General features: G+C 39.8%; 23 protein-coding genes. 2 read left to right on the plus strand and 21 right to left on the minus strand.

The genetic code is table 11. The annotated features are described in order from the left end of the window. Nucleotides 1-46 precede the first annotated feature (46 nt). From ACHUFV_RS13560 to ACHUFV_RS13570, 3 genes are all read right to left on the minus strand, one after another. Nucleotides 47-469, minus strand: coding sequence for a TIGR03826 family flagellar region protein (locus tag ACHUFV_RS13560; RefSeq protein ID WP_394234955.1), 423 nt, complete (start codon nt 467-469; stop codon nt 47-49). Between the two features lie 140 nt (nt 470-609). Beyond that, nucleotides 610-1356, minus strand: a complete 747-nt coding sequence (locus ACHUFV_RS13565) for a ComF family protein (protein ID WP_394234957.1) — start codon at nt 1354-1356, stop codon at nt 610-612. Nucleotides 1357-1416: 60 nt separating this feature from the next. Further along, on the minus strand, nt 1417-2928 hold the full coding sequence (locus ACHUFV_RS13570; protein WP_394234959.1) for an ATP-dependent helicase ComFA: 1512 nt from the start codon (nt 2926-2928) through the stop codon (nt 1417-1419). Here ACHUFV_RS13570 and ACHUFV_RS13575 point away from each other — a divergent pair. Then, the gene (locus ACHUFV_RS13575) at nt 2911-3135 is read left to right on the plus strand and encodes a hypothetical protein (protein WP_394234960.1); all 225 of its coding nucleotides are present in this window, start codon (nt 2911-2913) and stop codon (nt 3133-3135) included. The genes ACHUFV_RS13570 and ACHUFV_RS13575 overlap by 18 nt on opposite strands. Here the strand turns inward: ACHUFV_RS13575 and ACHUFV_RS13580 are convergent. From ACHUFV_RS13580 to ACHUFV_RS13595, 4 genes are all read right to left on the minus strand, one after another. Continuing rightward, nucleotides 3109-3948, minus strand: coding sequence for a DegV family protein (locus tag ACHUFV_RS13580; RefSeq protein WP_394234962.1), 840 nt, complete (start codon nt 3946-3948; stop codon nt 3109-3111). The two genes, ACHUFV_RS13575 and ACHUFV_RS13580, sit on opposite strands and share 27 nt — an antisense overlap. 275 nt (nt 3949-4223) lie before the next feature. Next, nucleotides 4224-4403 (minus strand): sporulation histidine kinase inhibitor Sda, encoded by a 180-nt coding sequence (gene sda, locus ACHUFV_RS13585; protein ID WP_394234964.1) that lies wholly within the window; start codon nt 4401-4403, stop codon nt 4224-4226. A gap of 271 nt (nt 4404-4674) precedes the next feature. Further along, entirely contained in the window at nt 4675-5358 is a 684-nt protein-coding gene (locus ACHUFV_RS13590) for a response regulator (RefSeq protein WP_394234966.1), read from the minus strand. A gap of 108 nt (nt 5359-5466) precedes the next feature. Beyond that, nucleotides 5467-6636: a sensor histidine kinase gene (locus ACHUFV_RS13595; protein ID WP_394234968.1), complete on the minus strand. Its 1170-nt coding sequence runs from the start codon at nt 6634-6636 to the stop codon at nt 5467-5469. 491 nt (nt 6637-7127) lie between these two features. On the opposite strand from ACHUFV_RS13595, the gene ACHUFV_RS13600 reads away from it, so the two are divergent. After that, nucleotides 7128-7760 carry a YigZ family protein gene (locus tag ACHUFV_RS13600; protein ID WP_394234970.1) on the plus strand — a complete coding sequence of 211 codons (633 nt, stop codon included), beginning with the start codon at nt 7128-7130 and terminating at the stop codon, nt 7758-7760. A gap of 123 nt (nt 7761-7883) precedes the next feature. On the opposite strand, the gene ACHUFV_RS13605 is transcribed toward ACHUFV_RS13600, so the two are convergent. From ACHUFV_RS13605 to ACHUFV_RS13670, 14 genes are all read right to left on the minus strand, one after another. Then, a complete protein-coding gene (locus ACHUFV_RS13605) occupies nt 7884-8948 on the minus strand; it encodes a glycosyltransferase family 4 protein (RefSeq protein ID WP_394234972.1) in 1065 nt (354 codons plus the stop codon). A 332-nt stretch (nt 8949-9280) separates the two neighbouring features. Further along, a complete protein-coding gene (locus tag ACHUFV_RS13610; protein ID WP_394234974.1) occupies nt 9281-10738 on the minus strand; it encodes an oligosaccharide flippase family protein in 1458 nt (485 codons plus the stop codon). 16 nt (nt 10739-10754) lie between these two features. Further along, nucleotides 10755-11492, minus strand: a complete 738-nt coding sequence (locus ACHUFV_RS13615) for a LicD family protein (RefSeq protein ID WP_394235099.1) — start codon at nt 11490-11492, stop codon at nt 10755-10757. Between the two features lie 152 nt (nt 11493-11644). Then, nucleotides 11645-12496 (minus strand): dTDP-4-dehydrorhamnose reductase, encoded by an 852-nt coding sequence (gene rfbD / locus ACHUFV_RS13620; RefSeq protein WP_394234976.1) that lies wholly within the window; start codon nt 12494-12496, stop codon nt 11645-11647. Further along, nucleotides 12496-13518 carry a dTDP-glucose 4,6-dehydratase gene (rfbB, locus tag ACHUFV_RS13625; protein WP_394234978.1) on the minus strand — a complete coding sequence of 341 codons (1023 nt, stop codon included), beginning with the start codon at nt 13516-13518 and terminating at the stop codon, nt 12496-12498. Before rfbB ends, rfbD begins: the two co-directional genes overlap by 1 nt. Before the next feature lie 14 nt (nt 13519-13532). Next, nucleotides 13533-14093: a dTDP-4-dehydrorhamnose 3,5-epimerase gene (gene rfbC / locus ACHUFV_RS13630; protein WP_394235101.1), complete on the minus strand. Its 561-nt coding sequence runs from the start codon at nt 14091-14093 to the stop codon at nt 13533-13535. 16 nt (nt 14094-14109) lie between these two features. Continuing rightward, nucleotides 14110-14994 carry a glucose-1-phosphate thymidylyltransferase RfbA gene (gene rfbA / locus ACHUFV_RS13635; protein WP_394234980.1) on the minus strand — a complete coding sequence of 295 codons (885 nt, stop codon included), beginning with the start codon at nt 14992-14994 and terminating at the stop codon, nt 14110-14112. A gap of 138 nt (nt 14995-15132) precedes the next feature. Beyond that, nucleotides 15133-15957, minus strand: a complete 825-nt coding sequence (locus tag ACHUFV_RS13640) for a glycosyltransferase (protein ID WP_394234982.1) — start codon at nt 15955-15957, stop codon at nt 15133-15135. After that, complete coding sequence (locus ACHUFV_RS13645; RefSeq protein ID WP_394234984.1) at nt 15954-17318, minus strand: O-antigen ligase family protein; 1365 nt, start codon at nt 17316-17318, stop codon at nt 15954-15956. The genes ACHUFV_RS13640 and ACHUFV_RS13645 overlap by 4 nt, the downstream gene beginning before the upstream one ends. Nucleotides 17319-17373: 55 nt before the next feature. Then, nucleotides 17374-18435: an acyltransferase family protein gene (locus ACHUFV_RS13650; protein WP_394234986.1), complete on the minus strand. Its 1062-nt coding sequence runs from the start codon at nt 18433-18435 to the stop codon at nt 17374-17376. A 269-nt stretch (nt 18436-18704) separates the two neighbouring features. Beyond that, the gene (locus ACHUFV_RS13655; RefSeq protein WP_394234988.1) at nt 18705-19421 is read right to left on the minus strand and encodes a glycosyltransferase family 2 protein; all 717 of its coding nucleotides are present in this window, start codon (nt 19419-19421) and stop codon (nt 18705-18707) included. 12 nt (nt 19422-19433) lie between these two features. Further along, nucleotides 19434-20468 carry a WaaS/CpsH family glycosyltransferase gene (locus tag ACHUFV_RS13660; protein WP_394234990.1) on the minus strand — a complete coding sequence of 345 codons (1035 nt, stop codon included), beginning with the start codon at nt 20466-20468 and terminating at the stop codon, nt 19434-19436. Next, on the minus strand, nt 20468-21607 hold the full coding sequence (locus ACHUFV_RS13665; RefSeq protein ID WP_394234992.1) for an SDR family NAD(P)-dependent oxidoreductase: 1140 nt from the start codon (nt 21605-21607) through the stop codon (nt 20468-20470). The genes ACHUFV_RS13660 and ACHUFV_RS13665 overlap by 1 nt, the downstream gene beginning before the upstream one ends. 540 nt (nt 21608-22147) lie before the next feature. Beyond that, nucleotides 22148-23254: a hypothetical protein gene (locus ACHUFV_RS13670; RefSeq protein WP_394234994.1), complete on the minus strand. Its 1107-nt coding sequence runs from the start codon at nt 23252-23254 to the stop codon at nt 22148-22150. Between the last annotated feature and the right edge of the window lie 96 nt (nt 23255-23350).

A 23350-nucleotide genomic window follows, 5' to 3' on the forward strand; every position in this document is an offset into this window, starting at 1 on the left:
ATGGACAAAATTTCAAATTTGTCTTTTTGTGGTGCCTGACACCGTTTTACTCTCTGTCTTTATTTGCTAAATACGTACGTTGTTTCTCCCGGTTGCGCAATTCTTGTTTGCGGATTTCTTCTTTTTGGTGGATGGCAAGCTCTGTTCTTAATTCACCGGCGCAGTGTTCACATAGCTTTCCGGTATTGATAATTTTCCCGCATTTATCGCATGGATAGCCGAGATTAGGAAAATGCGTTTGCTGAAACCGGCCATTTTTAATGAACTTGAGAAGCAATGCCTCATCCACCCCGGTTGCTTCAATAATTTGTGGAATCGTTGCCGCTCTATTTTCACGCTTTCGCATATATTTGTAGACCGTCTCATACTGCTTTTCCTCTTCCTTATAGCATCCTTCACACACATCACGAAACTTGCTTTTAACCATTAATTTTCCGCAGTTCGGGCAATTGATTACGTCAGGCATCATGAGCATTTTCTCCTTTACAAGAACATTTGACTATGTATATTTTACTTATTTAATTTTATTATAAAGGAATTTTACGAATTATGTGGGTATTTTTCATACAAAAGACGGAGGATATTTGGCATAGTTTTATAGATTTCAGGTTAACCCCTTGCAATCGTAATGGAAGTGACGGTTGCTGCGCCCTTGCTCGTTAGTACTTTTGCAGCGTGTCTCAGGGTTGAGCCTGTGGTATAGATGTCGTCGATGAGAATGATCTTTTTCCCTTGTATAGTTGGAGGCTGTGCTGGTTCAGTGGATGGAGGAGTTGATGCTGGCTGCTCTGTCAGTTGAAAAACCTGCCCGGCATGGATCCGATCTTTGCGTGATTTCTTAGACTGTTTTTCACCGTGGATACGGGTTAGGATATTGGCCGGCTTCAGGCCAGCTTCCTTTATAATCGCCTCGGCCTGATTAAAACCCCGCTCCTGAAGCCGTTCAGGACTTAAGGGAATTGGAACGAGGAGATCATACTTTTCTGTAGATAGTTTCTGAAGGAGCTGTTCGGCAAAGAGCTTCGCCAATATATAATCACCGCGGAACTTATAACGCGCGATCACTTCCTGCAGAAAATCATTATAAAGATAGAATGATTGATTCTTTGTTAAACACCCCTGCCATATGGGGTCCTCCTCCCACCGGACACAGTCGTAGCAACGGTCATCCTGGATAAAGCGTGCCTCCAGCTGCTCTAGCGGCCGATCGCAAACTGAACAGGTTACCCCTTTGATTTCTTCCAAACCTGACTTGCAAGCCGAACAAATGGTTTGTTCCTTCGCTTCAGAAATGAGGTCATTCCATCCCATTTTTGGGATGATTTCGGTAAAGCAGATGAGGCAGTAGTCACGCATGTGGTTCAGTCCTTTCAATTGATTTTTGATGGATTAATCGAATTTGGGTTAAATTCCTCTTTAATCATCAATCAACTTCCTCACCCTTGCTTCCTTGTTCATTGCAAGGATTTGTCTGCGGGCCTTGACCATGGCATCCGTTTTTCCATAATGAAAAAAGGTAATCGTTCCGCTTGGAAAATCTGAGCTCCGTCCGACACGGCCAGCGATCTGGACGAGGGCGCTTTCGGTAAAAATTCGGTCCTCTGACCCGATTACAGCGACGTCCAGCTTCGGAAAGGTGACCCCGCGCTCTAGAATGGTTGTCGTCAATAGCATCGGAACCTCCTTGTCACGCATTGCCTGCACCTTTTCTTTTCGTTTCGGATCCTCGGCATGTACGGCTTCAATCTTTGGGTTGATTTTTTTCAATATAGGAAGGACCTGGTCCATTAACTCAATACGTGGGAAAAAGAGGAGCGCCCGTTGTTCGGCTTCGATTCTTTCTTTTATCCACCGCTCGACATTTGGCGGCAGCTTCCCTTTCTTCAGCCTCTTCTGCCAATTCCCGCACCAAACAAATCGCGGCACTGTTAGGGAATGGCGGTGAAAGCGGGCTGGAATGGTGATAAAGCGTCTTTTGCCAGACTTACACTCCTTGCGCCATTTTTCATTAGGAGTAGCGGTTAGATAAATAATAGAGGAAAGTGGTTTGCGGGCCTTTTCAACGCAGTATTGCAGGGTTTCTTCAACGGAATAGGGGAAGGCATCGACCTCATCTAAAAACACAACATCAAAGGCTTGGTAAAAACGGAGGAGCTGGTGGGTTGTTGCAATCGTAAGGGGCGCAAACAGATGGCGGTCTTCACTGCCGCCGTGTAGTGTCGCAACAGGAATGGTTGGAAACACCTTTTTTAAGCGCGGTGATAGCTCTAGCACAACATCTGTTCTCGGCGTCGCAAGGCAGACCCGCTTTCCTTCCAGCAGCGCAGCGTTTATGCCCTTGAACAGCACCTCTGTTTTCCCTGCTCCACATACTGCCCAAACAAGCAGAGAATCTGTTTGGTGTACCGCATCAACTACTGCTTCTGATGCGACACCTTGACCTACAGATAAGGTTCCTTTCCAATCAAGAGGCTCCTTGTTTATCTCAATTGGTATGGAAGGGCCTGTCCAACTTATAAGCGGGCTGCAGCTGCTGGTTCTTCCCATCATGATGCATTTTCGGCAATAGACACAGGTTTCCTGACATCTCGCACAGTGAAAGGATGCGAAAAGATGTTTTTTCTGGTTCCCGCACCGTACGCAGGTAGGGACATTTTTTTCAAGTTCGATGCTTTTTCGGTAAATAAGATACCCATTTTCATAGTGTGCTTGGATGTCCTGTAATGAATAGGGGACATCATCAAGGAGAAGCTGTTTTCCAGAAAGAAGCTTTTGCAGGTCTTTATTATAGGGATAGTTAGGGTTTATGGAAGGTGCCTCAGGGAGATGTTCGATTCGTGAAATGGGGAGTGGATCAGAAGAGTATTCTTGACCAGGTGGCAGTAGTTTTTCAGGGATTAAGCATCCATTTTGAGTAGAGAATTTCATGGGGTCACCTCTTATTTATGTGGGTATTTAGTGGTTGCGAAGCTTTCGGAGGGTAGTTCTGAAACGTTGATTCTACAGGTTGCGAAGCTTTCGGAACCTGCTTCCGAAGATAGTTTGGGAGCTCTTTTTAGAAGAGAGGTTATCATTCTAACGCCACTCCAATCCGGAATGGCGTTATGGTTATTTTTTGACCCAGCCAAGACCTAACGCGCCTTCGCCAAGATGTGTTCCGATCACAGCACCGAAATAGCTGAGCTGGAATTCGACGTTTGGAAATTGTTCCTCAAGCTCAGCTTTCCAGGCCAATGCTTCTTCTTCACAGTTACCATGGATAACCGCTGCTTGGTATGCTTCGCCGTTGCTGACATCCTCCTGCAAGAGCTCCACAATTCGTTTGATCGCTTTTTTTCGAGTACGGATTTTTTCAAAGGGGACAATGACTTTGTTTTCAAAATGAAGCAGCGGCTTAACCTGGAGTAATCCGCCGATGAGGGCTTGTGCGCTTGAAAGACGTCCGCCGCGCTGTAAATGGGAGAGGTCATCTACCATAAAATACGCATCCATCGTTTTCTTCATTTCGTCGAGCCGAGTCATGATAATTTGAGGAGATATACCTTCCGCAGCCATTTTTGCCGCCTCAATCGCATAAAAGCCCTGTGGCATGCAGGCAATTTCCGAATCAAAGGAATACACGTCAATGCCTTCCACCATTTCCCCGGCTGTAATGGAACCCTGGTATGTACCGCTGATTCCACTTGAAAGGTGAACACTGATGACAGCATCATATTCTTTGGAAAGGGATTCGAATAGTTCAACGAATTTTCCAATCGCCGGCATGGAGGTCTTCGGCAGCTCACGGCTCTTCACTTCATCGTAAAACTGTTCCGCACTCAGTTCCAATTCTTCCTGATAGGATTCGTCCCCAAAGATAATATTTAATGGGATGATATGTATGTTTAATTCCTCGACCAATTCTTTCGGAAGATAGGCCGTACTATCTGATACAACAGCTGTTTTCATAATGGGATACCTTCCTTGATTATGTAATTTTCATTTGGTATGTATACGGGCTTGTTTGGAGCGGAGCATGTTGACTATAGGATTATGTTTGTTTATATGAAGACATGCTAATTTTACACTATTCATAGAAAAGCAATCTCTATGACAGGGCGCTCCCTTACCCTTTACTATTTGTCTAAATACCATTTTATATGAAAACAGGTTGAATTGCATTAATTATAGTTGAGTAAAGATTCAGGTTTTGCAGAATGGGTATTCTATCACGACAGTATCTTCTATTGAACACCTACTAAATGTGTATGGTTTTCATGTTTATGAGGCTGCATATTTTCTAATGTCCTAACATCCAACTCTGTTCGTAATAGTTCAATAAACTCAGCATCCAGCTTCATGTTCAACGCTAGGAAATAAGTTTTTAACAGCTCTTCATTGTTAAGGATAGATAGTGAATTCATCCTAATCACCTCTGATGAAATATGTTTCTATATTAGATGTACCAATTTGAGTTGGACATGTAAAGGAATCTAGGAATTATTCACTATATGTTCGGAATTTGAGTTGGATTGGGCTCCATGGAGGATTGGAGGTTCGTTGGGAGGTGTTTTCTATTATTACCAAAGTTCCCGCTAACATATCCACTGTTTTAACAAATTATCCACAAAATCCCAGTCACTTATCCACATTATTCAGACAAAAAAAACGTACTCTCAAAGAGAGTACGTCCTATTATCTTACTTCCACCCAGCCCTTTTTAATCGCTTCAACAACCGCTTGTGTACGGTCGTTTACGTTCATTTTTTGCAGGATGTTACTTACATGGTTTTTAACCGTTTTTTCACTGATATATAAAGCATCGCCGATACCGCGGTTGCTTTTTCCGTCTGCTAATAATTGAAGAACCTCACATTCACGGCGTGTTAGCAGATGAAGTGGTCTACGGACTTCCATTTGCAGTACATAATGATTTCCGCCTTCCTCTTCTGCCGCAAGACGTCTGAATTCGTTTACTAAATTGTGGGTAACCTTTGGATGTAAATACGAACCACCTGAAGCTACCACCTTTACTGCTTCAATTAAGGCATCTGCGTCCATTTCCTTTAATAAGTAGCCGCATGCGCCTGTTTTTAACGCATGTGTGACATAGTTCTCATCATCATGAATGGATAGTATGATAACCTTTGAATCTGGATATTTTTCAACAAGTAGACGTGTTGCCTCAATCCCGTTCGTCTCTGGCATATTGATATCCATCAATACAACATTTGGATGATGCTCCTCTACTAGCTGAAGGGCTTCACAGCCGTCGTTACCTTCTGCTACCACCTGAAACGTTTTTTCAAATTCCAGGATTCTTTTTACACCTTCTCTAAATAACTGATGATCGTCGATAATCACAATTTTGGTTGTCAAAATACTCCGCCTCCCTAAAACATCGCCAATACTCTTCTATTCCGAGCTCTAGTATATTCTTTCACTTGCCAATTTTCCAGGCAAAATGTCCATCCTTTTATATGCTTTTTAAAGTGTGTATTCCTTCAGTGCGCTTTCCACTACAATCGGGACTTGGATGATGACCATGGTTCCACTGCCTTCTTTTGAATCAAGCGAAAGCTCCCCTTCTAAGAGCTCAACTCTTTCTTTCATACCGATCAATCCAAAGGAATTAGGCTTTTTCTTACTTACATCGAAGCCTTTTCCATTATCTCGAACAATAACGGTCAGATGATCTCGTTGGAACTCCAGTTTTACGACCACTTCACTGGCTGCCGCATGCTTCATCGCGTTTTGAACAGACTCCTGTACCAAACGGAAAAGTGCAACTTCAAATTTGGCCGGCAGTCGTTTAGCTTCACCCATACAAATAAAACGAATTTGCGCACTATTGAAATACTCTTCAATCGTTTGTAGATATTTTTTCAAAGTAGGAACTAAACCTAAGTCATCAAGTGCCATTGGGCGTAAGTCATAAATAATATGACGCACCTCATACAGAGCATCACGAACCATCCTTTTTAAGTTCTTGATCTCAAAAATGGCCTCTTCCACTCCCCGTTCCCGGTATATTTTTTCAATTAAATCCGAACGCATCATAACATTTGCCATCATTTGTGCAGGTCCATCGTGAATTTCCCTGGATAACCGTTTGCGTTCTTCTTCCTGCGCTTCAATAATTTTCAAGCCAAAATCTTGCTTTTGTTTGGCATCCTCTAATACTTCGCCAATTTGTCTTAAGTCACTTGATAAATAGTTTAGGACGACAGATATTTGCGATACAAGATGGTCGGCACGCTGAATCGTTTCTGATAACCCGGTAAGTCTGCGTTCAAGGTCGTCGCGTCGGGCGCGAAGCTGTTTTTCCATCTGCCTGTTCATCGTAAGGTCTGTTTGAATCTGGTGGGCTTTTTCATAAACTCCCCGGACTTCAGCCTCAGAATATTGGTTGAAATGCTTGCTGACCTCTGAAAGCCGCTTTCTTGATAGCCTTGCCATTGCCTCCAGCTTATCGCCTTCTTCAATCATGCTGCGGACTGCCGTTTTTACTTCCTGCAGTTCTTCTGTCAGTGTTTGGAAATCATTTTGGCATGTTTGTCCAATTTCGAAGATTTCCTTTTTACTGTTTCCGACAGTATCCATCATTTTTTCTAAAATCAGATCAAGTGCTTTTGTATCAAATTTTTTTATATTCATTGTATTCCCCCAGAGGACACTAGAACCTTTCACACAAATTAATTATCTAGTGTGAAAAGGATAGTTTGGGATAATTTTGTTCGCTACAAAGTTGTTTTGTAGGCTATTATCATCAATTATCCTACCAAGGATGCCATACATCCTATTTTACACCATATTCCATTTGTTCGTTATAAAATACTGCTAATATTTTAAAAATTTTTTTGCGTATTTCATAATGATCTTTAGTCCTCATTGATTATAACCATTATACCATGCAATTAAGACACCCATGTTAAAGTTTCTTTACAATCCCTTTGTAAATTGATGTTAAGAACTCTGTCGTTTTATAATAGAAATAGACAAAAAAACCTTTTATCCTACAGGGTTTATGCAGTCGTAAGACTTTAGTGTTAGATTCAACAGCACGTATTTACGACTAGAACTTTACAAATATTACATGAAAAATTCTTTATTCATTAAAAAAATCTATCAATGAAAGGTGCGGTACGATGCTACCCCAGTACTATACGGTAAAAGGTCATGGCGAACATGAAATCGTCATCCAAAAATCCCGCTTCATTGCTCATGTTATGAGAACAGAAACAGAGGAAGATGCCCAGGACTTTATACAGAAAATCAAAAAAGAGCATTGGAATGCGACGCATAACTGCTCGGCCTATTTAATCGGTGAGCATGATCAAATTCAAAAGGCCAATGACGACGGAGAACCCAGTGGCACGGCTGGTGTCCCTATCCTAGAGGTATTAAAAAAGAAGCATTTAAAGGACACGGTTGTGGTTATTACCCGTTATTTTGGCGGAATCAAGCTTGGAGCAGGCGGACTGATTCGTGCTTATGGAAAGGCCACATCAGAAGGCATTGAAGCAACAGGTGTGGTGGAACGCAGGCTCATGAGAGTGATGGCCACGAAAATAGACTATACCTGGCTTGGCAAAATAGAAAACGAACTCCGCTCCTCCATCTACGAGATCAAAGAGATTCACTACCTGGATTCGGTCGAAATCGAAACCTACGTCGAAGAAGCCGACGTCCAACACTTTACCGATTGGATGGTAGAGCTAACGAACGGCCAAGGAGAAATTCGTTCAGGAGAAGTGCTTTACATGGAGAAGGATGTGTAAGTACTAACCTGGTGTCAGGCACCGCAAAAAGACACTTCGCCCTTTTGTCTTTTTGTAGTGCCTGACACCACCACGAAAAAAGGTGAGAAGCTATATCTAGCTTCTCACCTTTTTTCTGCTCTATTATCGGTCTTTTACTGTTGGATAGCGTAGACCATTTATGAATTTTAGTAGTGGACGGTAGTTTTTGCCGACCAGCCCGATTTTTTCGGCTATCATTTCGATGATGACTAACAGTACGATGATTAGTGCGAAAGAACCTAGCAGCTTAGCCTGTGATAGGATCACGGCTACTAATCCGAAAAAGGCTGCCATTGCATAAATTAATAAGACCGTCTGTCTGTGTGTAAAGCCCAGACCCAATAAGCAATGGTGTAAATGGGATTTATCTGGTGCCATTAAAGGCTTTTTGTTTACGATTCGGCGTAAGATAGCAAAGAATGTATCAGAAATTGGAACACCTAGAATAATGATCGGTATAATGAAGGAAATAAACGCCGACGTTTTAAATCCTAAGAGTGATAGTACCGAAATCATAAAGCCCAGGAACAATGCTCCGGTATCACCCATGAATATTTTGGCCGGGTGAAAGTTGAAAACAAGGAAACCGAGCGTACTTGCTAACACAATGGATGCCATTACGACGACAAATGGGTTTCCAAACAGAATCGCCATTCCGGAAATCGTAATTAAAGCAATGGATGAAACACCTGCTGCAAGACCATCAAGTCCGTCGATTAAGTTGATTGCATTGGTAATTCCAACAATCCACAGAATCGTAATCGGTACACTTAAAAATCCAAATTCAAGGATCCCGTCACTAAACGGAAGGTTAATGAATTCAACCTGTACTCCGCCCCATGCTACAACAACACCGGCTGCGGCAAGCTGACCCAATAACTTTAGTTTAGCTGATATTTCAAACATGTCATCAAAGATGCCGGTGATGATAATAATCGTAGCACCGACGATAATGGACATGAGATATGGCGATTGTGGCTGATAGAACCATACTCCGAATACAAAACTAATGTATATCGCTAAACCTCCAAGGCGAGGCATAATCTTCTGGTGGACTTTTCGTTGATTCGGTTTATCCGTTGCACCAATTTTAAAAGCTAATTTTATCACTAAGGGCGTTATTAGTATCGATAAGATAATACATAGCAACATCGTCAAGTAAATCATGAGTATCCTCCCTCAATTGTATATTGCCCAGTACGTCACATATGAATACAGGCAAATACAGTTAACACAAACCAATTGTCCGATTTTATATTTTTTTTGGAAAAATCATCTAAACTAGTAATATACCAAATGGATTATATCATATATCTATAACCTTGAGAATCTAATTTTCGTCACAAATTCGTTACAGGCCCTGTAATAATAGGCTAGCTTTATACGAAGTGTCACTTTTTTAAGACTCACTATATTTGACGAAGGTTGTGAAGAAAAGTTTCAATGCAGACTTACTTGATACTAACATGTTTAGTAAAAAAAGCAATAGAAATTACTTCCTATTGCTTCTTACCAAAACGTCCCTTTACTTTTTCAAGAGCAATTTGCACAACGATATCCTTTGTTACGAGCAGGATGATCCCATAAATAACGGAGCAGGTAATCCCAATTGTGATAAAGAGCGGAATCGGATTTGATACATATTGCCGAATAAAATAAGCGATTGGAATAAATAACAGTGAATAAACTAAATACTTCATTTTCGCCCATTCAAACAACTTAAAGTCTATTTTGATATAACGTTTAATATACCCATATTCAAGCAGAATCAAAATTAAGGTCGCGATTGCGGTTGTAAAAACAGCTGTTGCCGGCGTCAGCTTGTCCATGAAAAGCAACGCTACTTTAAATAGAACGTTGATAAAACCGGATATAAACACAAGCTTAATCAAAACATTTTCTTTCTTTTTAACATATATGACCTGATTAGCAAGGATAAAGTCAATGCCAAGCACGATCATATAAAAGGCAAAAAGGCTTAAAGCCGTTGATGCACCGATAAAGTCCTGACCTCCGTAAATCAAAACGGCCACATCCGATAGGACAAAAATACCTGCCGATGCCGGGAATAACAAAGAAAAATAAACCTTTGATATGTTATTAAGGAGAATATGATAGCTCTTTTCATCATTCGACCCTAGAACATAAGAAAGCCTAGGCAATGATACTTGAATGATACTTAACATTAATGTATTAATAATACCCATGATTTGCTGTGGAATGACATAGAAGGAAACATCTCTTGGATTATTAAATTGCCCAAGCATCAGACGGTCTAAGAGCGTGAACAGGACATTCCCATTGGCAAACACAACGACCACAAATAATGGCTTTAAATGCTCTACGATTGTAATGTTGCTGAAATCAAATTTTATTTTTCGCTTAATATAAATAAAGCTTACGATATTATTTAAGACGGTAGCCAACACCAAAAGCATCGCATATTCAATGTAATTGTCACTGCTATTCACCATTGCAAAAATGAGGATAACATAAACAATGCGGACAATGACTGTTTTAATTGTAATGAAATCATAGTTTTCCATCGCCTCGTTAACCCATTCAACCATAAAGATGTTGGCGATGAAATTAAACCCGAAAATCATTAAAATCGGAAATATACTCTCGTCACCATAGCCAAAATAACTGACGCCCGCATAACAGAGCAAAGCGGCAAGACTCGTGACAAGGCCAATCGTAAATAAACTCGTAAAAAGCTGGCTGACCTTCTGTTTATCATCCTTTATCCGGCTGATTTCACGCAGACCGTATTGATACACACCAAAGGTCGCAAAGATTAAAAAATACGCATAAATAGACTCAACAAATTGCACCTTCCCGATGGACTCGGCACCAAGTACACGGTTTACATACGGGCCTACCAAAATAGGCAGGATAAGGTTAAAGGCATTTAACGTGATTTTATAGAGCATGTTTTTAAATAGAGATTTCTTCATTAGCTCATCCTTCTAATCATTTCAGATGAAACAAGTACGCCTTCGTATTTTCATTAAATGGCAGTATCTCCGTTTCAACTTCCTTTGTCCAATCCCAGTTTGGATTTGGGACCATGTAGGTTTCTCCGTAGTTATCCTTCAAATATTCGTCATAGCTCTCAGGAATCGGGAATGAATTCCCTTTAAAATCAATCGACGTAAGCCCAGTGAAGGTAGATTTCACCTTTTTCACCGTTAGCTTTGTGACAAAAGTATATTCAGGTGTTTCCTGATAAACGGTATGCTCACCCTCTTCACAAGCGTAACAGAATACATGGTTTTCACCCTTGTGATAATAGTACACATCCACGTTTACCCCTTTATAAATATACGTCTCTTCTACAATATTTCCATCAATTAAAAATTCCCGCGCTTTTTCAAAGCCTTTTTCCTTCAGACACTCGGCCAAACGCTTCGCATCCTCGGCATTAGTATAGTATGTACCGACATCAATATCATAATCGTGGCCGATAAAATCCTTTTCACGAATGGCTCCAAGCAGGGTGCCATAATCAAGCCAAAAATCCAGTTCAAGGCTCGTAAAGGCCTCCTTCATAAGCAAAAGACTCTCATAGCCATAAGCTTGGACAGAATCACGCTTGGCATTCACTGCATTATTACGATAATGCTGATTAATTTTTAGCAGCACAGGATTAGACTTTAGTGCCTGATAGACCTTTCTGCCTCTAAAATATGATTTCACCTTTTCATACACAGTACTCAACGAAAAAATCCTCCTCATTACATGTTGTTAGATCTAAGAATGATGCACGGCTGCCTGGTAAGGAGGTCTGAGCTGACATCTCAACATCCAGCTGCAGCCTTTTGGAAAGTTTATTCTAAAAAAGGCCAACTAAAAAGTCAGCCTTATTCCTGTTCATTTAACTCCTTTAAATAATCTGAAAGTGCTTCCTTCCAGTCACGTAAAGGGGTAAAACCTTGTTCATTTAATTTTCGCTTGCTAAGGACAGAATATTTCGGTCTTGCAGCCGGGCGTGGAAACTGCTCTGTCGTAAGCGGGTTTGTCTTTACACTTAAACCAGCCTGCTTATAAATTTCTACCGCAAATTCGTACCATGAGCAAACTCCGCTGTTTGAAGCATGATATACTCCATACTTGTCTGTTTCAATCAATTCAACAAGGAATTTCGCTAAATCCACTGTATACGTTGGCGACCCAACCTGATCGGCTACAACGCCCACTTCCCCGCGCTCTTTTCCAAGGCGGAGCATCGTTTTGACAAAGTTATTGCCGTTAATGCCGTATACCCATGCGGTACGGACGATGAAATGCTGTTCAAGGCTTTCCTGTAAAAACTTCTCACCGGCCAATTTGGTTTCCCCGTACACACCAAGTGGCTTTGTCGGCTCATCCACCTCATACGGTTCCGTGCCGTTTCCGTCAAAGACATAATCTGTGCTCACATACACCATTTTCGCCTTGATTTCATGTGCGGCCTGCGCCAGGTATTTTGTGCCTAAACCATTAACGTTATAGGCCGTCTCACGGTCTGTTTCCGCTTGATCAACATTTGTATAAGCAGCACAATGAATGATCGCATCAGGCTTCATTTCTTCAACAAAGCGATGAACGTCGGCTTCATTCGTTAAATCAAAATCCTCGCGCTTTGTTCCATGTGCAGTATGACCCTTTTTCTCCAGCTCTTTGACCACATCATATCCCAGCTGACCATTGATACCTGTAACTAAAACCTTCATTATTCTACCTCTAACCGGTCGCCGTATTGGGACTTGAAGTATTCCTGGTATTCACCGGAAATAATGTTCTGCCACCACTCTTGGTTGTTTAAATACCAATCGATTGTTTGCTTGATACCTGTTTCAAACGTATATTTCGGCTCCCAGCCAAGCTCTGTGCGAAGCTTTGTCGCATCGATTGCATAGCGACGGTCATGTCCTGGACGGTCTTTAACAAATTTCATTAACGATTCCGGCTTGCCAAGCTGTGCAAGGATTGTTTTAACAATCTCAATGTTTGTACGTTCGTTGTTTCCACCGACATTGTACACTTCACCGTTACGGCCTTTATGAAGCACCAAATCAATTGCCTGGCAGTGGTCTTCAACATGAAGCCAGTCACGTACGTTCAAGCCGTCACCATAGATCGGTAGCTCTTTATCATGCAGCGCATTGATAATCATTAATGGAATCAGCTTCTCAGGGAAATGATACGGACCATAGTTATTAGAGCAGCGTGTAATATTTACCGGCATTCCATAAGTTTCGTTATAGGCACGAACTAACAGGTCTGCCCCTGTTTTACTTGCACTGTACGGGCTGTTAGGCGCCAATGGTGTTTCTTCTGTAAAATAACCAGTCTCACCTAATGTTCCGTATACTTCATCAGTTGAAACCTGAAGATATTTCTTTACACCAATTGCTCTAGCTGCATCTAAGAGCGCAAGTGTGCCTTGAATATTTGTCTGCACAAAAATCTCCGGATTTGTGATGCTGCGGTCCACGTGGGACTCTGCTGCAAAGTTCAGCACGTAATCGAATTGTTCTTTTTCAAAAAGCTCTTGAACAAATGTGCGGTCAGCAATATCGCCTTTGACAAATTTGTAGTTTGGCTTGTTTTCAATATCCTTAAGGTTTTCAAGGTTTCCAGCATACGTTAATAAGTCTAGATTATAAATATTGTACTCCGGATATTTATTTACCATATAGCGGACAAAGTTACTGCCAATAAAGCCAGCGCCGCCTGTCACTAGTAATTTCATATATGTATTGCCTCCTATTTCTCGTAAACGAAATTTAGATGTGTTGCTTCTGCCAAAGTCGGGTGCTTCGTATCCTTATCAGATAAAATTGGATTAGCTGTCGGCCAATCAATTCCAAGTGCTGGATCATTCCAAAGAATGCCGCCATCATGCTCTGGTGAATAATACTCATCCACCTTATAGGCAACCGTTGTATCCGGCACAAGTGTGCAGAATCCATGTGCAAAGCCTTTTGGTACCACAAGCTGGCGTTTATTATGCTCAGATAGGATCACGCCGACCCATTCACCATATGTTGGTGATCCTTTTCGGATATCTACAGCAACATCATAAATAGCCCCTGTAATACAGCGGACAATTTTTGTTTGTGCCTTTGGATTCAGTTGGAAATGTAAACCGCGTAATGTTCCAACTGGGCTTGATAAGGATTGATTATCCTGAATGAATTCATAATCTAATCCAAGCTGATCAAACACTTGTTTATTATAGCTTTCCATAAAATAACCACGGTGATCTCCAAATACCTTTGGCTCTAGAATAACCACATCAGGAATTTTAGTTGGTATCATATTCATCATTCATAGACCTCACTTATTGAATTTGGTTTGGCGCCATATTAGCAATCTTCATTAAATATTGGCCATATTGATTTTTCATTAATGGTTCGGCAAGTTCAATTAACTTATCTTTTGTAATGTAACCCCTTTTATATGCAATCTCCTCAAGGCAGGCAATTTTTAAAGACTGTCGTTTTTCAATCGTCTCGATAAACTGTGAAGCCTCTAACAAGGATTCATGTGTACCCGTATCAAGCCATGCATAGCCGCGGCCTAATAGCTCAACATTTAACTCACCTTTTTCAAGGTATTCCTTGTTAATATCGGTAATTTCCAGCTCTCCGCGTGCGGATGGTTTAATATTCTTTGCAATTTCTACAACCCTGTTATCATAAAAATACAGACCAGTAACTGCATAATTTGATTTAGGTGCTTCCGGCTTCTCTTCAATCGAAATAGCTTTGCCATCTTGATCAAATTCGACGACTCCGAAACGTTCTGGATCATTTACATAGTATCCAAACACCGTTGCGCCGTTTTCACGTGCCACTGCTTTATCGAGTAAATTGGTTAGACCATGACCGTAGAAAATGTTATCGCCTAGTACAAGTGCTACACTGTCATCCCCAATAAATTCTTCACCAATCAAAAACGCTTGTGCCAGTCCGCCTGGATGCGGCTGTACTTTATATGTAAGGCGAATGCCTAAATCAGAACCATCACCAAGGCTTTGCTCAAATCGTGGTGTATCCTGTGGAGTAGAAATGATTAGAATATCCTTGATCCCTGCAAGCATTAACACTGACAGCGGATAATAGATCATTGGTTTGTCATAGACTGGCAGCAATTGCTTGGATACTACTTTTGTTAAGGGGTATAATCGCGTCCCGCTTCCACCCGCTAAAATAATTCCTTTCACTTAAAGCCATCTCCTTTTTCATTCTTCATAGAATCCGTTTTTATGTACAGTTGGTAAACAGTTATGCCGCTCATTCATCCGGTATTCCTGATTTACCCATTCATCTTTCCCAGTTCTTATTGTATACCTTCTTTTCGTTTAGAAAAGCTGTTTTATTGTCTCAAGGGCAATTTTTTTATTTTTCACTACAAGTACCTGTTTTACGAATCGTTTAAACAGCTGCTTGCGGTACGCTCCTAATAGGTCCTTTTTATAGGCTGAATAGAATTTCATTTCAGCATCGAGGATACTTTTATAGCGGTTAAGCGAAACAGTGCTGTAGTCCATAACAGAAAGCTCATGCTCAAGTGTTACATCTACTAAAAACACCTTTTTACCCTTTGCATAAATTTCATAAAACAGCCAATGATCCAAGTAATCCAAGGCAAATGCCTCATTAAAGCCGCCTAATTCATTGATAAAGCTGACTCTCACAAGTGTTCCTGAGTTAATCGCCATGACCGGTTCAGTTTGAAGTCCGATAGCGGGTCTTTCCAGTGTAAGAGGACGTAAAGAATGACTAAAAACCGGCGAAATCATTGTATTGTTACTGTTAATTTTCGGTACAACCGCGGCAACCTGTTCATCAACCGCATGATCCTTGATCATTTTCTCGATATACTCTTTTGTTACTTGTGTATCATGGTCAAATAATAGAAGCCATTCACTGCCGTTGACCTGTGCTTTTTTCCAGGCATAGTTATACGCAGCCGCAATCCCAAGATTACGAGGATCATGTGTATACGTGATCCCCAATCCTGGATAGCCTGCAGCGTTAAAGTCCTGCTTATTCTTACTATTATCATAAAGGATGATTTCTATATCATCCTGATCCCTGGGAACCAGTGCATTGGTTAATGAGACAAACGTCTTGGCCTGCTCAATCCTTTGCTGATAGAAGACGACAACGATGGTCAGTTTCATTTGACGCCTCCCATTTCCTTTTCCTTTCTATTCTGCGCCACAATAAGAATAAAGAGGAAGAAAGTAATGCCAAGCGGATTGTTGATAAATGGATTAATATTCGTTAATAACAACATTCCCATAAACGCTGCAAGTAATGATACCTCAAGAGTCGTAATTTCTCTCTTCTGTTTGTATACCACATGATAATTATAGAAAACGAGCAGGAAGAGACTCAACCAGATTAGAAACCCTATCGAACCCTGTTCAATCAATATATCAAGGAAGCTTATCTCAATTCCTGTTACCCGTTCCCCGATTTCCATTCCATAGCCTGTTCCGAGAATTAAATAAACAGGATCACTCAATATCCTGGCGCCCTCGTAAATATCCGCCACACGTGTATTGGCACTAATATCATTTACCTCAGGCTTAGCCTCTTTTTTACCGGACTTCTTATCCGTAGATTTAGAAGGCTTCTCCGTTTCATGTGTTTGTGTTTGATTTTCAAAACGCTCAAGCGTCATATAGTTAAACATGAAAGGAACGGCGACAATCAGCATTAAACCAATAATCATTTTCTTCATAAACTGCTTTGAACGGAAAAGCAAACGAATCTTTTCAGATAGCTTTTTAGCTGGCTGTGAAAGAATTCGGCTGTCTAATAGAAGAATTGTAAGGACACTCACCATGAAGGCAAGCAGGAAGCCTCTTGTCTCAGACCATATTAATGAGATGGAGCAAATAATCAGATTGATGACATCAAGCTTTGTGTACTTTTTATCAAGTACAGCATTCAATGAAATCAGTAGAGCAATTAACACAAACAGGTGACTCTTGTAAAACACACTTCTGCTCGGTCTGAAGTATAAATCATCATTCATAAAGCCGTTGATAAAATAATAGTACTCCCCGAAGTTGGTTGAATAAATGGTTTTCCCCAGAATCGATATCGTAATCGTAAACAATGATACGATTAGTGCACTATACTTTAGAATCGTGATGACACGATCCTTTGAAAAACGATCGTCAGCAATATAGTAGGCTAATGGAAAATACGCCGCAATAAAGGAAACGCGGAAAAAGTCCATCACAATGATTGACAATGGATGATCATTGATGAATCCAGTCGCTACACTAAATACAAAGCTTGCGATTAGTAAATAAATTAAAATGGTTAAAGGATTAAACTTTATAAAGGTATTAATATTCCTATCTAAATACGCTCGTTGCCTGACGATCCTCAACATAAATGTCAGAATTAGCAGGATAAACAGAACCTGACGGATGGAGAGAAAGCCGAAATCAATCAGCCTTCCTCCCCCGCCGATAAACATTTCAATAAAAAAAACAGTCAGCAATATTTTTTCAAACTTATTCATAAACAAACCTCACCCATTCCACTTCCCCTTTAAGCTTTCATTCAACTTCTTACTCTCAATTCGTATTTTGGGGTTTATAATCTTGTTTAAATTTAAGCAGTGACACTTTTTTGTATTTTAACGCTCGTTTCTCTACTAGATACCAGGATGCAATGGCAAATATCAATGCCAACGGATAGGCCAGCAGGAAGTTCTGCCATGGTGTTAACTGGCCAAATGTATGGGCCATAATTTGCTGCATCGGAAATCCGTAAATATAAATTCCATATGAAAAATCACCAAATTTACCGAAGTTATGCAGCCTTAACCTTGTTTCAAAGGCAAGATAGAAAATAAAGTAGGTGCCAAAAATGGAAAATGCATAGATAAAGTAACCATACTTCACTGTTACAGCCAAAATAATAAAGGAAAGTACCGCCATCCATCCATTGATCTTCAGTTGTTTACGGTATAGGTAGAAAACCATTCCCGCACCGAAATAACGATATAGATCAGTATAGAATCCGCCAATACCTATGTAATGAAGTGCCGTCGCAAGGAGAAAGCTGATTAAAACAATTCTCCTATCAAGAAGTCTCATTATACCCAGTACAGCCACTACAATGTAAAAGAAAAATTCATACCATAAAGTCCATAGCGATCCGTTAATAGCATCAGGCCATATATTAGAATGGAACACACCAGGCAGGTCGTACTGAATCCAGTACAAGGTGATGGTTCTTAAATACTCGTACGTATCATAATCTTTAAAGTATTCCAATACACTTAACTCGGTAAAAATCGGGCCAAGGATGAGAACCGATAACAGCACGCAAAAAATAAGACCTGGAAAAATCCTTAATACCCTGGCTTTGAAGTAATAAATGACATCCTTGGATCTGTCATAGCTCTGCGTAATAAGGAATCCACTAATCACAAAAAAGATACTAACCGCAAGCTCACCAAAGGTCATTTGGCCATTTGAAAACACAGCAAATGCTTCTGTGCTGTTATTTCCTGTTGTTAATGGGTAAGCATGTGAAAAGACAACGAAGGTTGCTGCGAAAAATCGAATAATATCAAGGTTATTTTTTCGAGAATCAATAAATTGCTCTATGCTGTTCCCTTTGAAAAACAATCAGCATCCACCTTTCCATGCGAAGAAATGCGCTAAATTCGACAATATCATTTACCTTTTTTACAAAAACCAATTATAGCATTATCCTATTAAATTTTGTATCTTTTCTTTTTATTGGTTGGATGAATTTGGTAATGCCGTGTCTGAAAGAAGTTTTGTAAAATAGTTCTACAAGCAACTGAAAAAGTTAAGATTTTCCCTGTATGAAATAAAGGCTGCCCAAAAGGTCATTCATATGACGTTTAGGACAGCCTTTTTTATGTGACAATCTATCGGTTTTTTAAATATGATTTTATCAGCAGGGTAGAAATTTGAAACCTCCAAATTACTTTTTCCTTTAATGTGGAGTTATTTTCCACGGTCGTAACCGTACTGTTATGTCTTCGGTAGTATATTAATTTTTCAGGAATTAACAGTGCTGCTTTCTTCATATCAGCAACCAAACCAATCCACATATCATGCATCGGGACATTTCTCGGTATCGGCAGGATTTGTTGCTTTAATTCTTTTCGGAAAGACATCGCACAGCCGATATAGCTATTCTTTACAATATTTTTAATCACACCTGCTCGGCTTCCTCGATAGGCATAAAATGATTCGATGGTCGGATTTAACTCATTATCTACAACCGTAATATCTGACATGATCATTAACACCTGTGGATTTTTTTCGTAATACGATAGAACCGTCTGCACTTTCTCCGGCTTCCATACATCGTCCTGGTCACTTAGAAAGATAATATCATTCTGAGTCCGCTTGATGGCATTCTCAAAATTTGAAGTCACCCCTTTTTCATCATTCATAAACAACTTAACGCGGGGATCCTCCTTCATATATCCTTCAATAATTGAAGCCGTGCGGTCAGACGAATGATCATCAGATATAATCAGCTCATCTTCACTGCCTAATTGAGAGAGAATGCTGTCAATCTGCTGTTTTATATAGTTCTCTCCATTATAAGTGGCCATTGCTACAGAGACCTTCATTGTTTTCCTCCACTACTCCTCAACATAAAAGTGATGCTCTTTTTCATCTGTCAGCCCTAATATGTCCAGAACAAAATACGTAATCGAATATCTTTCTTTTACTTCCTCGTTAACAGGCACATACGGTGACTGAATAAATTCAGCCGGTACAACCACGTTATTTCTATCGATAATACATATATTATTCGGATGATAGAAATCATAGTTTTCAATATCTGCATTGGTCGTAATCATTTTTTTGTTGGCACCAAGCATTTCGATTGTCCGCATCGTCAAGCCTGATTGCTTTGGATGTTGAATATCAACCACTGTCTTTGACTGCTTTAATTTAGCCGTCAATTGGTCGCTTGGCATACCAACAAAGGAGAATTCAGAGATATGACTGTCTTTCAATTCATCTGTCAGCCATTTTCTCTGATAATACATCAATTTAGTAGGAATGTATAAAAAATAAAATACCTTTGAATGATTTTTTTCAAACTGTTCCTTCACTTTTTTTAGGATTTGATATCGGTCGCTATGGACGGTTCCGACAAAAAATAAGTCGTATACTAATAATGAATTCTCTTCAGCAATCTGTTCATACTCTTCATCAAAGAACAAAGGTCTAAACGTAAGACCTAGCTTATCACAATCCTTTTTATCAAAGGAATAAACCACATCAAAAAACTCTAGCTTTTCTAATGTATTTACCTTATTTGCAACAGAATCCCAAAGCATAAGAACCATTTTAGCCTGCGGGTTCATATTTTTGACATTGCGAAGAAATGACTTTGGCGTCGCTTCCGCCTGGCAGATAAAAATATAGTCAAACTTTTCATCTTGTATCTTCATTGTCATTTCTTCATAATATTTTTTTATTTGAACCTTAACGAAATTTGGATTAATCCTTAGCAACGCTTTTGAGAGAACAGTATTTGATGGGCGCTCATCAAAGAACTTCACTTCCGCACCCATCGATTCCATGGCCTTTATTAATTTTTTGTGATAATTAAAAAATAAAGGACATAAGAATAAAATCTTTTTATTTTTTAATCTAGATTCCATTATTTGTATAATCCTTTTTTCTTCATTTCATCGATAGATTTTTGATAATTATCCTCAACAACCTCTTGTTGATTTACCCAATCAACAAATTTACTGATGCCTTCTTCAAAGCTGACTTTTGGTGTAAAGCCAAGCTTATCATGTATTTTGGTTAAATCAGCATAATTATGTCTAATATCACCTAATCGATAATTTCCGCTAATTGCAATTTCAGTTTCTGCTGCTTGATATTTTTCTTTTAACAGATTCGCTACCTCAATAACTGTTGTCGGAACACCTGTCCCAACATTAAAGCTTTCGAAGTTTGCTTCATCCTTTTCGATTCCCAGGATTGTCGCATCAACCACATCATCAATAAACACAAAATCTCTTGATTCCAGACCGTCCTCGAAAATATTAATATTGTTATGATTTTTGATGATGGTTGAGAAGATAGAAAGAATTCCAGTATAAGGATTCTTCAATGATTGACCCGGTCCATAAACGTTTTGATAACGATAGCCTACGACAGGAATATTAAGTGACTTTCCAACGACCATACACATTTCTTCCTGCATTTGCTTTGTAATTCCATAAATGGATGTAGGATGAATTTTTGTTTCTTCTGTTGTTGCTAATAGCTCTACGTTACGGTTACAAATCGGACATTTTACTTCAAAATCACCTTTACTCATATCTGCATCGATTCGTTCAACCGGATAGACCGTACCGTGTTCTGAGCAATGGTACATGCCCTCACCATAGATTGCCCTAGAAGCAGCAACTACGATTTTTTTTATTTGATGTTCTTCATTAGTTAAGATATGTAATAGATTGGATGTTCCTTTAACATTGACATCAATATATTTATTAATTTCATACATTGATTGACCCGTTCCCGTTTCAGCCGCTAAATGAACGACAACATCTTGTTCCTTTAAAGCTGTTCTCCAGTCATCCATATTGACGACGTCACCTTGAATAAAGTTCACTTTATCTCTAATTTTTAAGAACAATTCCGATTTTGTTCCATCTTCTCCATGAATCTGAGGAGATAAGTTATCTAGAACTGTTACATTGTATCCTTTTTCGAGAAGTTTCAATGCTAAGCTGCTCCCAATGAAACCCGCTCCACCTGTAATCAGTACATTTTTGTTCATTGTAATTTCCTTCTTTCCTATAATTGAAGATGCTCTCATGGTCTATTTACATTCCTTGTATCTAAAATGTTAGAGTAGGAAAATTTATATAAATGGATAAATTGTTATTGTTGCTTCAGCAATCAATTATAGCATCAATTAATTATATTTTGTACACTCTTAATGTACTTTTTAAGCCAAGTATACATTCATTATAATGGAATACAATATAAATTCTATTCCATTATAATGCAAATATACAATAAAACCCCCGTTGTTCCACTATTGGAAGCAATGGGGGTTAATATATTCCGGCTCTTACACAATTGTTGATTTTCGTTCCAGGCACTTCGCTTTCCGCAGGCGACCGCCGAGCCTCCTCGACACTTCGTGTCTGTGGGGTCTCGACTGCCTCGCTTCTCCTGCAGGACATTGAACTACATCCTCGAATCCGCCCACGCACGAGAAAATTCGATAGAATTTTCGAGGAGTCTTCGTGCCTTCCACGAAAATCAACATGTGATCTAAAGTAAACATTGCATTTTAATTTAGCCAAAAATTTTAGTAGTAATAACCATATCTTGATTCTATTAATTTACCGGTTGCGTAGTCAAAATAATAATAATCGAAGCCGATTCGATGAATACCGGTTAACATTACACCGCTGTTATTGAAATAATACGATTGGCCTCCGCTTGTGAGCCAGCCTTTATGTAGTGTTCCATTGCTATCTGCATAATGCCAATACGATCCGTTTTGAATCCAGGCATTTGTCTTCATTGCGCCAGTATCTGTATCAAAGTAATAATCACTTTGATTTATGGTCCATCTACCCGTTAACATTTCTGGATTAAAGTAATACCATTTACCGCCGCTGGCTAACCAGCCGTTGTGCGCTGTTCCATTACTATTGGCGTAATACCATGTTCCATAGGAATTAACCCAGCCATTTGTAGCCATGGCACCATTCGAATTAAACACATATTGAGTGCCGTTTACATAGTTTACACCCGTATCCATATAGGCGTAGTCTTCATCGAAATGATACCACTTCCCACCGCTCGCAAGCCAGCCAGTGTATAGCGTTCCATTTCCCTGCGCATAATACCATGTGCCGTATCCATCTGTTACCCAGCCATTTGAAGTCATCGCTCCGTTTTGATCAAAGAAAAATTTTACTCCATTAATATCTCGTCGTTCTGACGTTAGCATGTAGTAATAATCCTCATCAAAGTAATACCAACTTCCATTATACGCGAGCCAGCCTTCCCAGAGGATTCCATTCGCTGTAGCATAATACCAATTATAACCATCTGTATACCAGCCATTTGACTGCATGACACCTAAATGATTAAAGAAGAAGCCTTTACCGTCAATCTCATAGGCCTGATTCACAACCATAGCCCCATCATATTCATCTACATAAAACCAATTACTACCGCTTTGAATCCAGGTACCATATTCCTTATAACCATACTCATTATAATAGTACCAATTATCCCCGCTTTGTACCCAGCCTGTTAAAGCAGCTGCTGAAACATTGTTTTGCTGCACTTCCACTGCGGCTGCATCATCCGATACCTCAGTTGCTTGATTTTCTTCGGCAAAGGCGACCGTTGGAAGCAGCATTAGCGCTGCAAACAATAGGACCAATGTGAATTTTTTCATAGTTTTACCCCCATTCTTTTATTATCTACTTTAATATTTTACCAGTATAGTATAAAAGTTCAATTAATTTGGACCTATTTTTACTGAAACATAGGA

It is taken from the genome of Niallia oryzisoli, from assembly GCF_043641075.1.
In the GTDB taxonomy this organism is placed as follows: Bacteria; Bacillota; Bacilli; order Bacillales; family Cytobacillaceae; genus Bacillus_BD; species Bacillus_BD oryzisoli_A.

Coding starts and splice junctions, on each gene's coding strand:
- ACHUFV_RS13560 (WP_394234955.1), bottom strand. CDS start 469: ATGATGCCTGACGTAATCAATTGCCCGAACTGCGGAAAATTAATGGTT.
- ACHUFV_RS13565 (WP_394234957.1), bottom strand. CDS start 1,356: ATGCGTGACTACTGCCTCATCTGCTTTACCGAAATCATCCCAAAAATG.
- ACHUFV_RS13570 (WP_394234959.1), bottom strand. CDS start 2,928: ATGAAATTCTCTACTCAAAATGGATGCTTAATCCCTGAAAAACTACTG.
- ACHUFV_RS13580 (WP_394234962.1), bottom strand. CDS start 3,948: ATGAAAACAGCTGTTGTATCAGATAGTACGGCCTATCTTCCGAAAGAA.
- sda (WP_394234964.1), bottom strand. CDS start 4,403: ATGAATTCACTATCTATCCTTAACAATGAAGAGCTGTTAAAAACTTAT.
- ACHUFV_RS13595 (WP_394234968.1), bottom strand. CDS start 6,636: ATGAATATAAAAAAATTTGATACAAAAGCACTTGATCTGATTTTAGAA.
- ACHUFV_RS13600 (WP_394234970.1), top strand. CDS start 7,128: ATGCTACCCCAGTACTATACGGTAAAAGGTCATGGCGAACATGAAATC.
- ACHUFV_RS13605 (WP_394234972.1), bottom strand. CDS start 8,948: ATGATTTACTTGACGATGTTGCTATGTATTATCTTATCGATACTAATA.
- ACHUFV_RS13610 (WP_394234974.1), bottom strand. CDS start 10,738: ATGAAGAAATCTCTATTTAAAAACATGCTCTATAAAATCACGTTAAAT.
- rfbD (WP_394234976.1), bottom strand. CDS start 12,496: ATGAAGGTTTTAGTTACAGGTATCAATGGTCAGCTGGGATATGATGTG.
- rfbB (WP_394234978.1), bottom strand. CDS start 13,518: ATGAAATTACTAGTGACAGGCGGCGCTGGCTTTATTGGCAGTAACTTT.
- rfbC (WP_394235101.1), bottom strand. CDS start 14,093: ATGAATATGATACCAACTAAAATTCCTGATGTGGTTATTCTAGAGCCA.
- ACHUFV_RS13640 (WP_394234982.1), bottom strand. CDS start 15,957: ATGAAACTGACCATCGTTGTCGTCTTCTATCAGCAAAGGATTGAGCAG.
- ACHUFV_RS13645 (WP_394234984.1), bottom strand. CDS start 17,318: ATGAATAAGTTTGAAAAAATATTGCTGACTGTTTTTTTTATTGAAATG.
- ACHUFV_RS13655 (WP_394234988.1), bottom strand. CDS start 19,421: ATGAAGGTCTCTGTAGCAATGGCCACTTATAATGGAGAGAACTATATA.
- ACHUFV_RS13660 (WP_394234990.1), bottom strand. CDS start 20,468: ATGGAATCTAGATTAAAAAATAAAAAGATTTTATTCTTATGTCCTTTA.
- ACHUFV_RS13665 (WP_394234992.1), bottom strand. CDS start 21,607: ATGAACAAAAATGTACTGATTACAGGTGGAGCGGGTTTCATTGGGAGC.
- ACHUFV_RS13670 (WP_394234994.1), bottom strand. CDS start 23,254: ATGAAAAAATTCACATTGGTCCTATTGTTTGCAGCGCTAATGCTGCTT.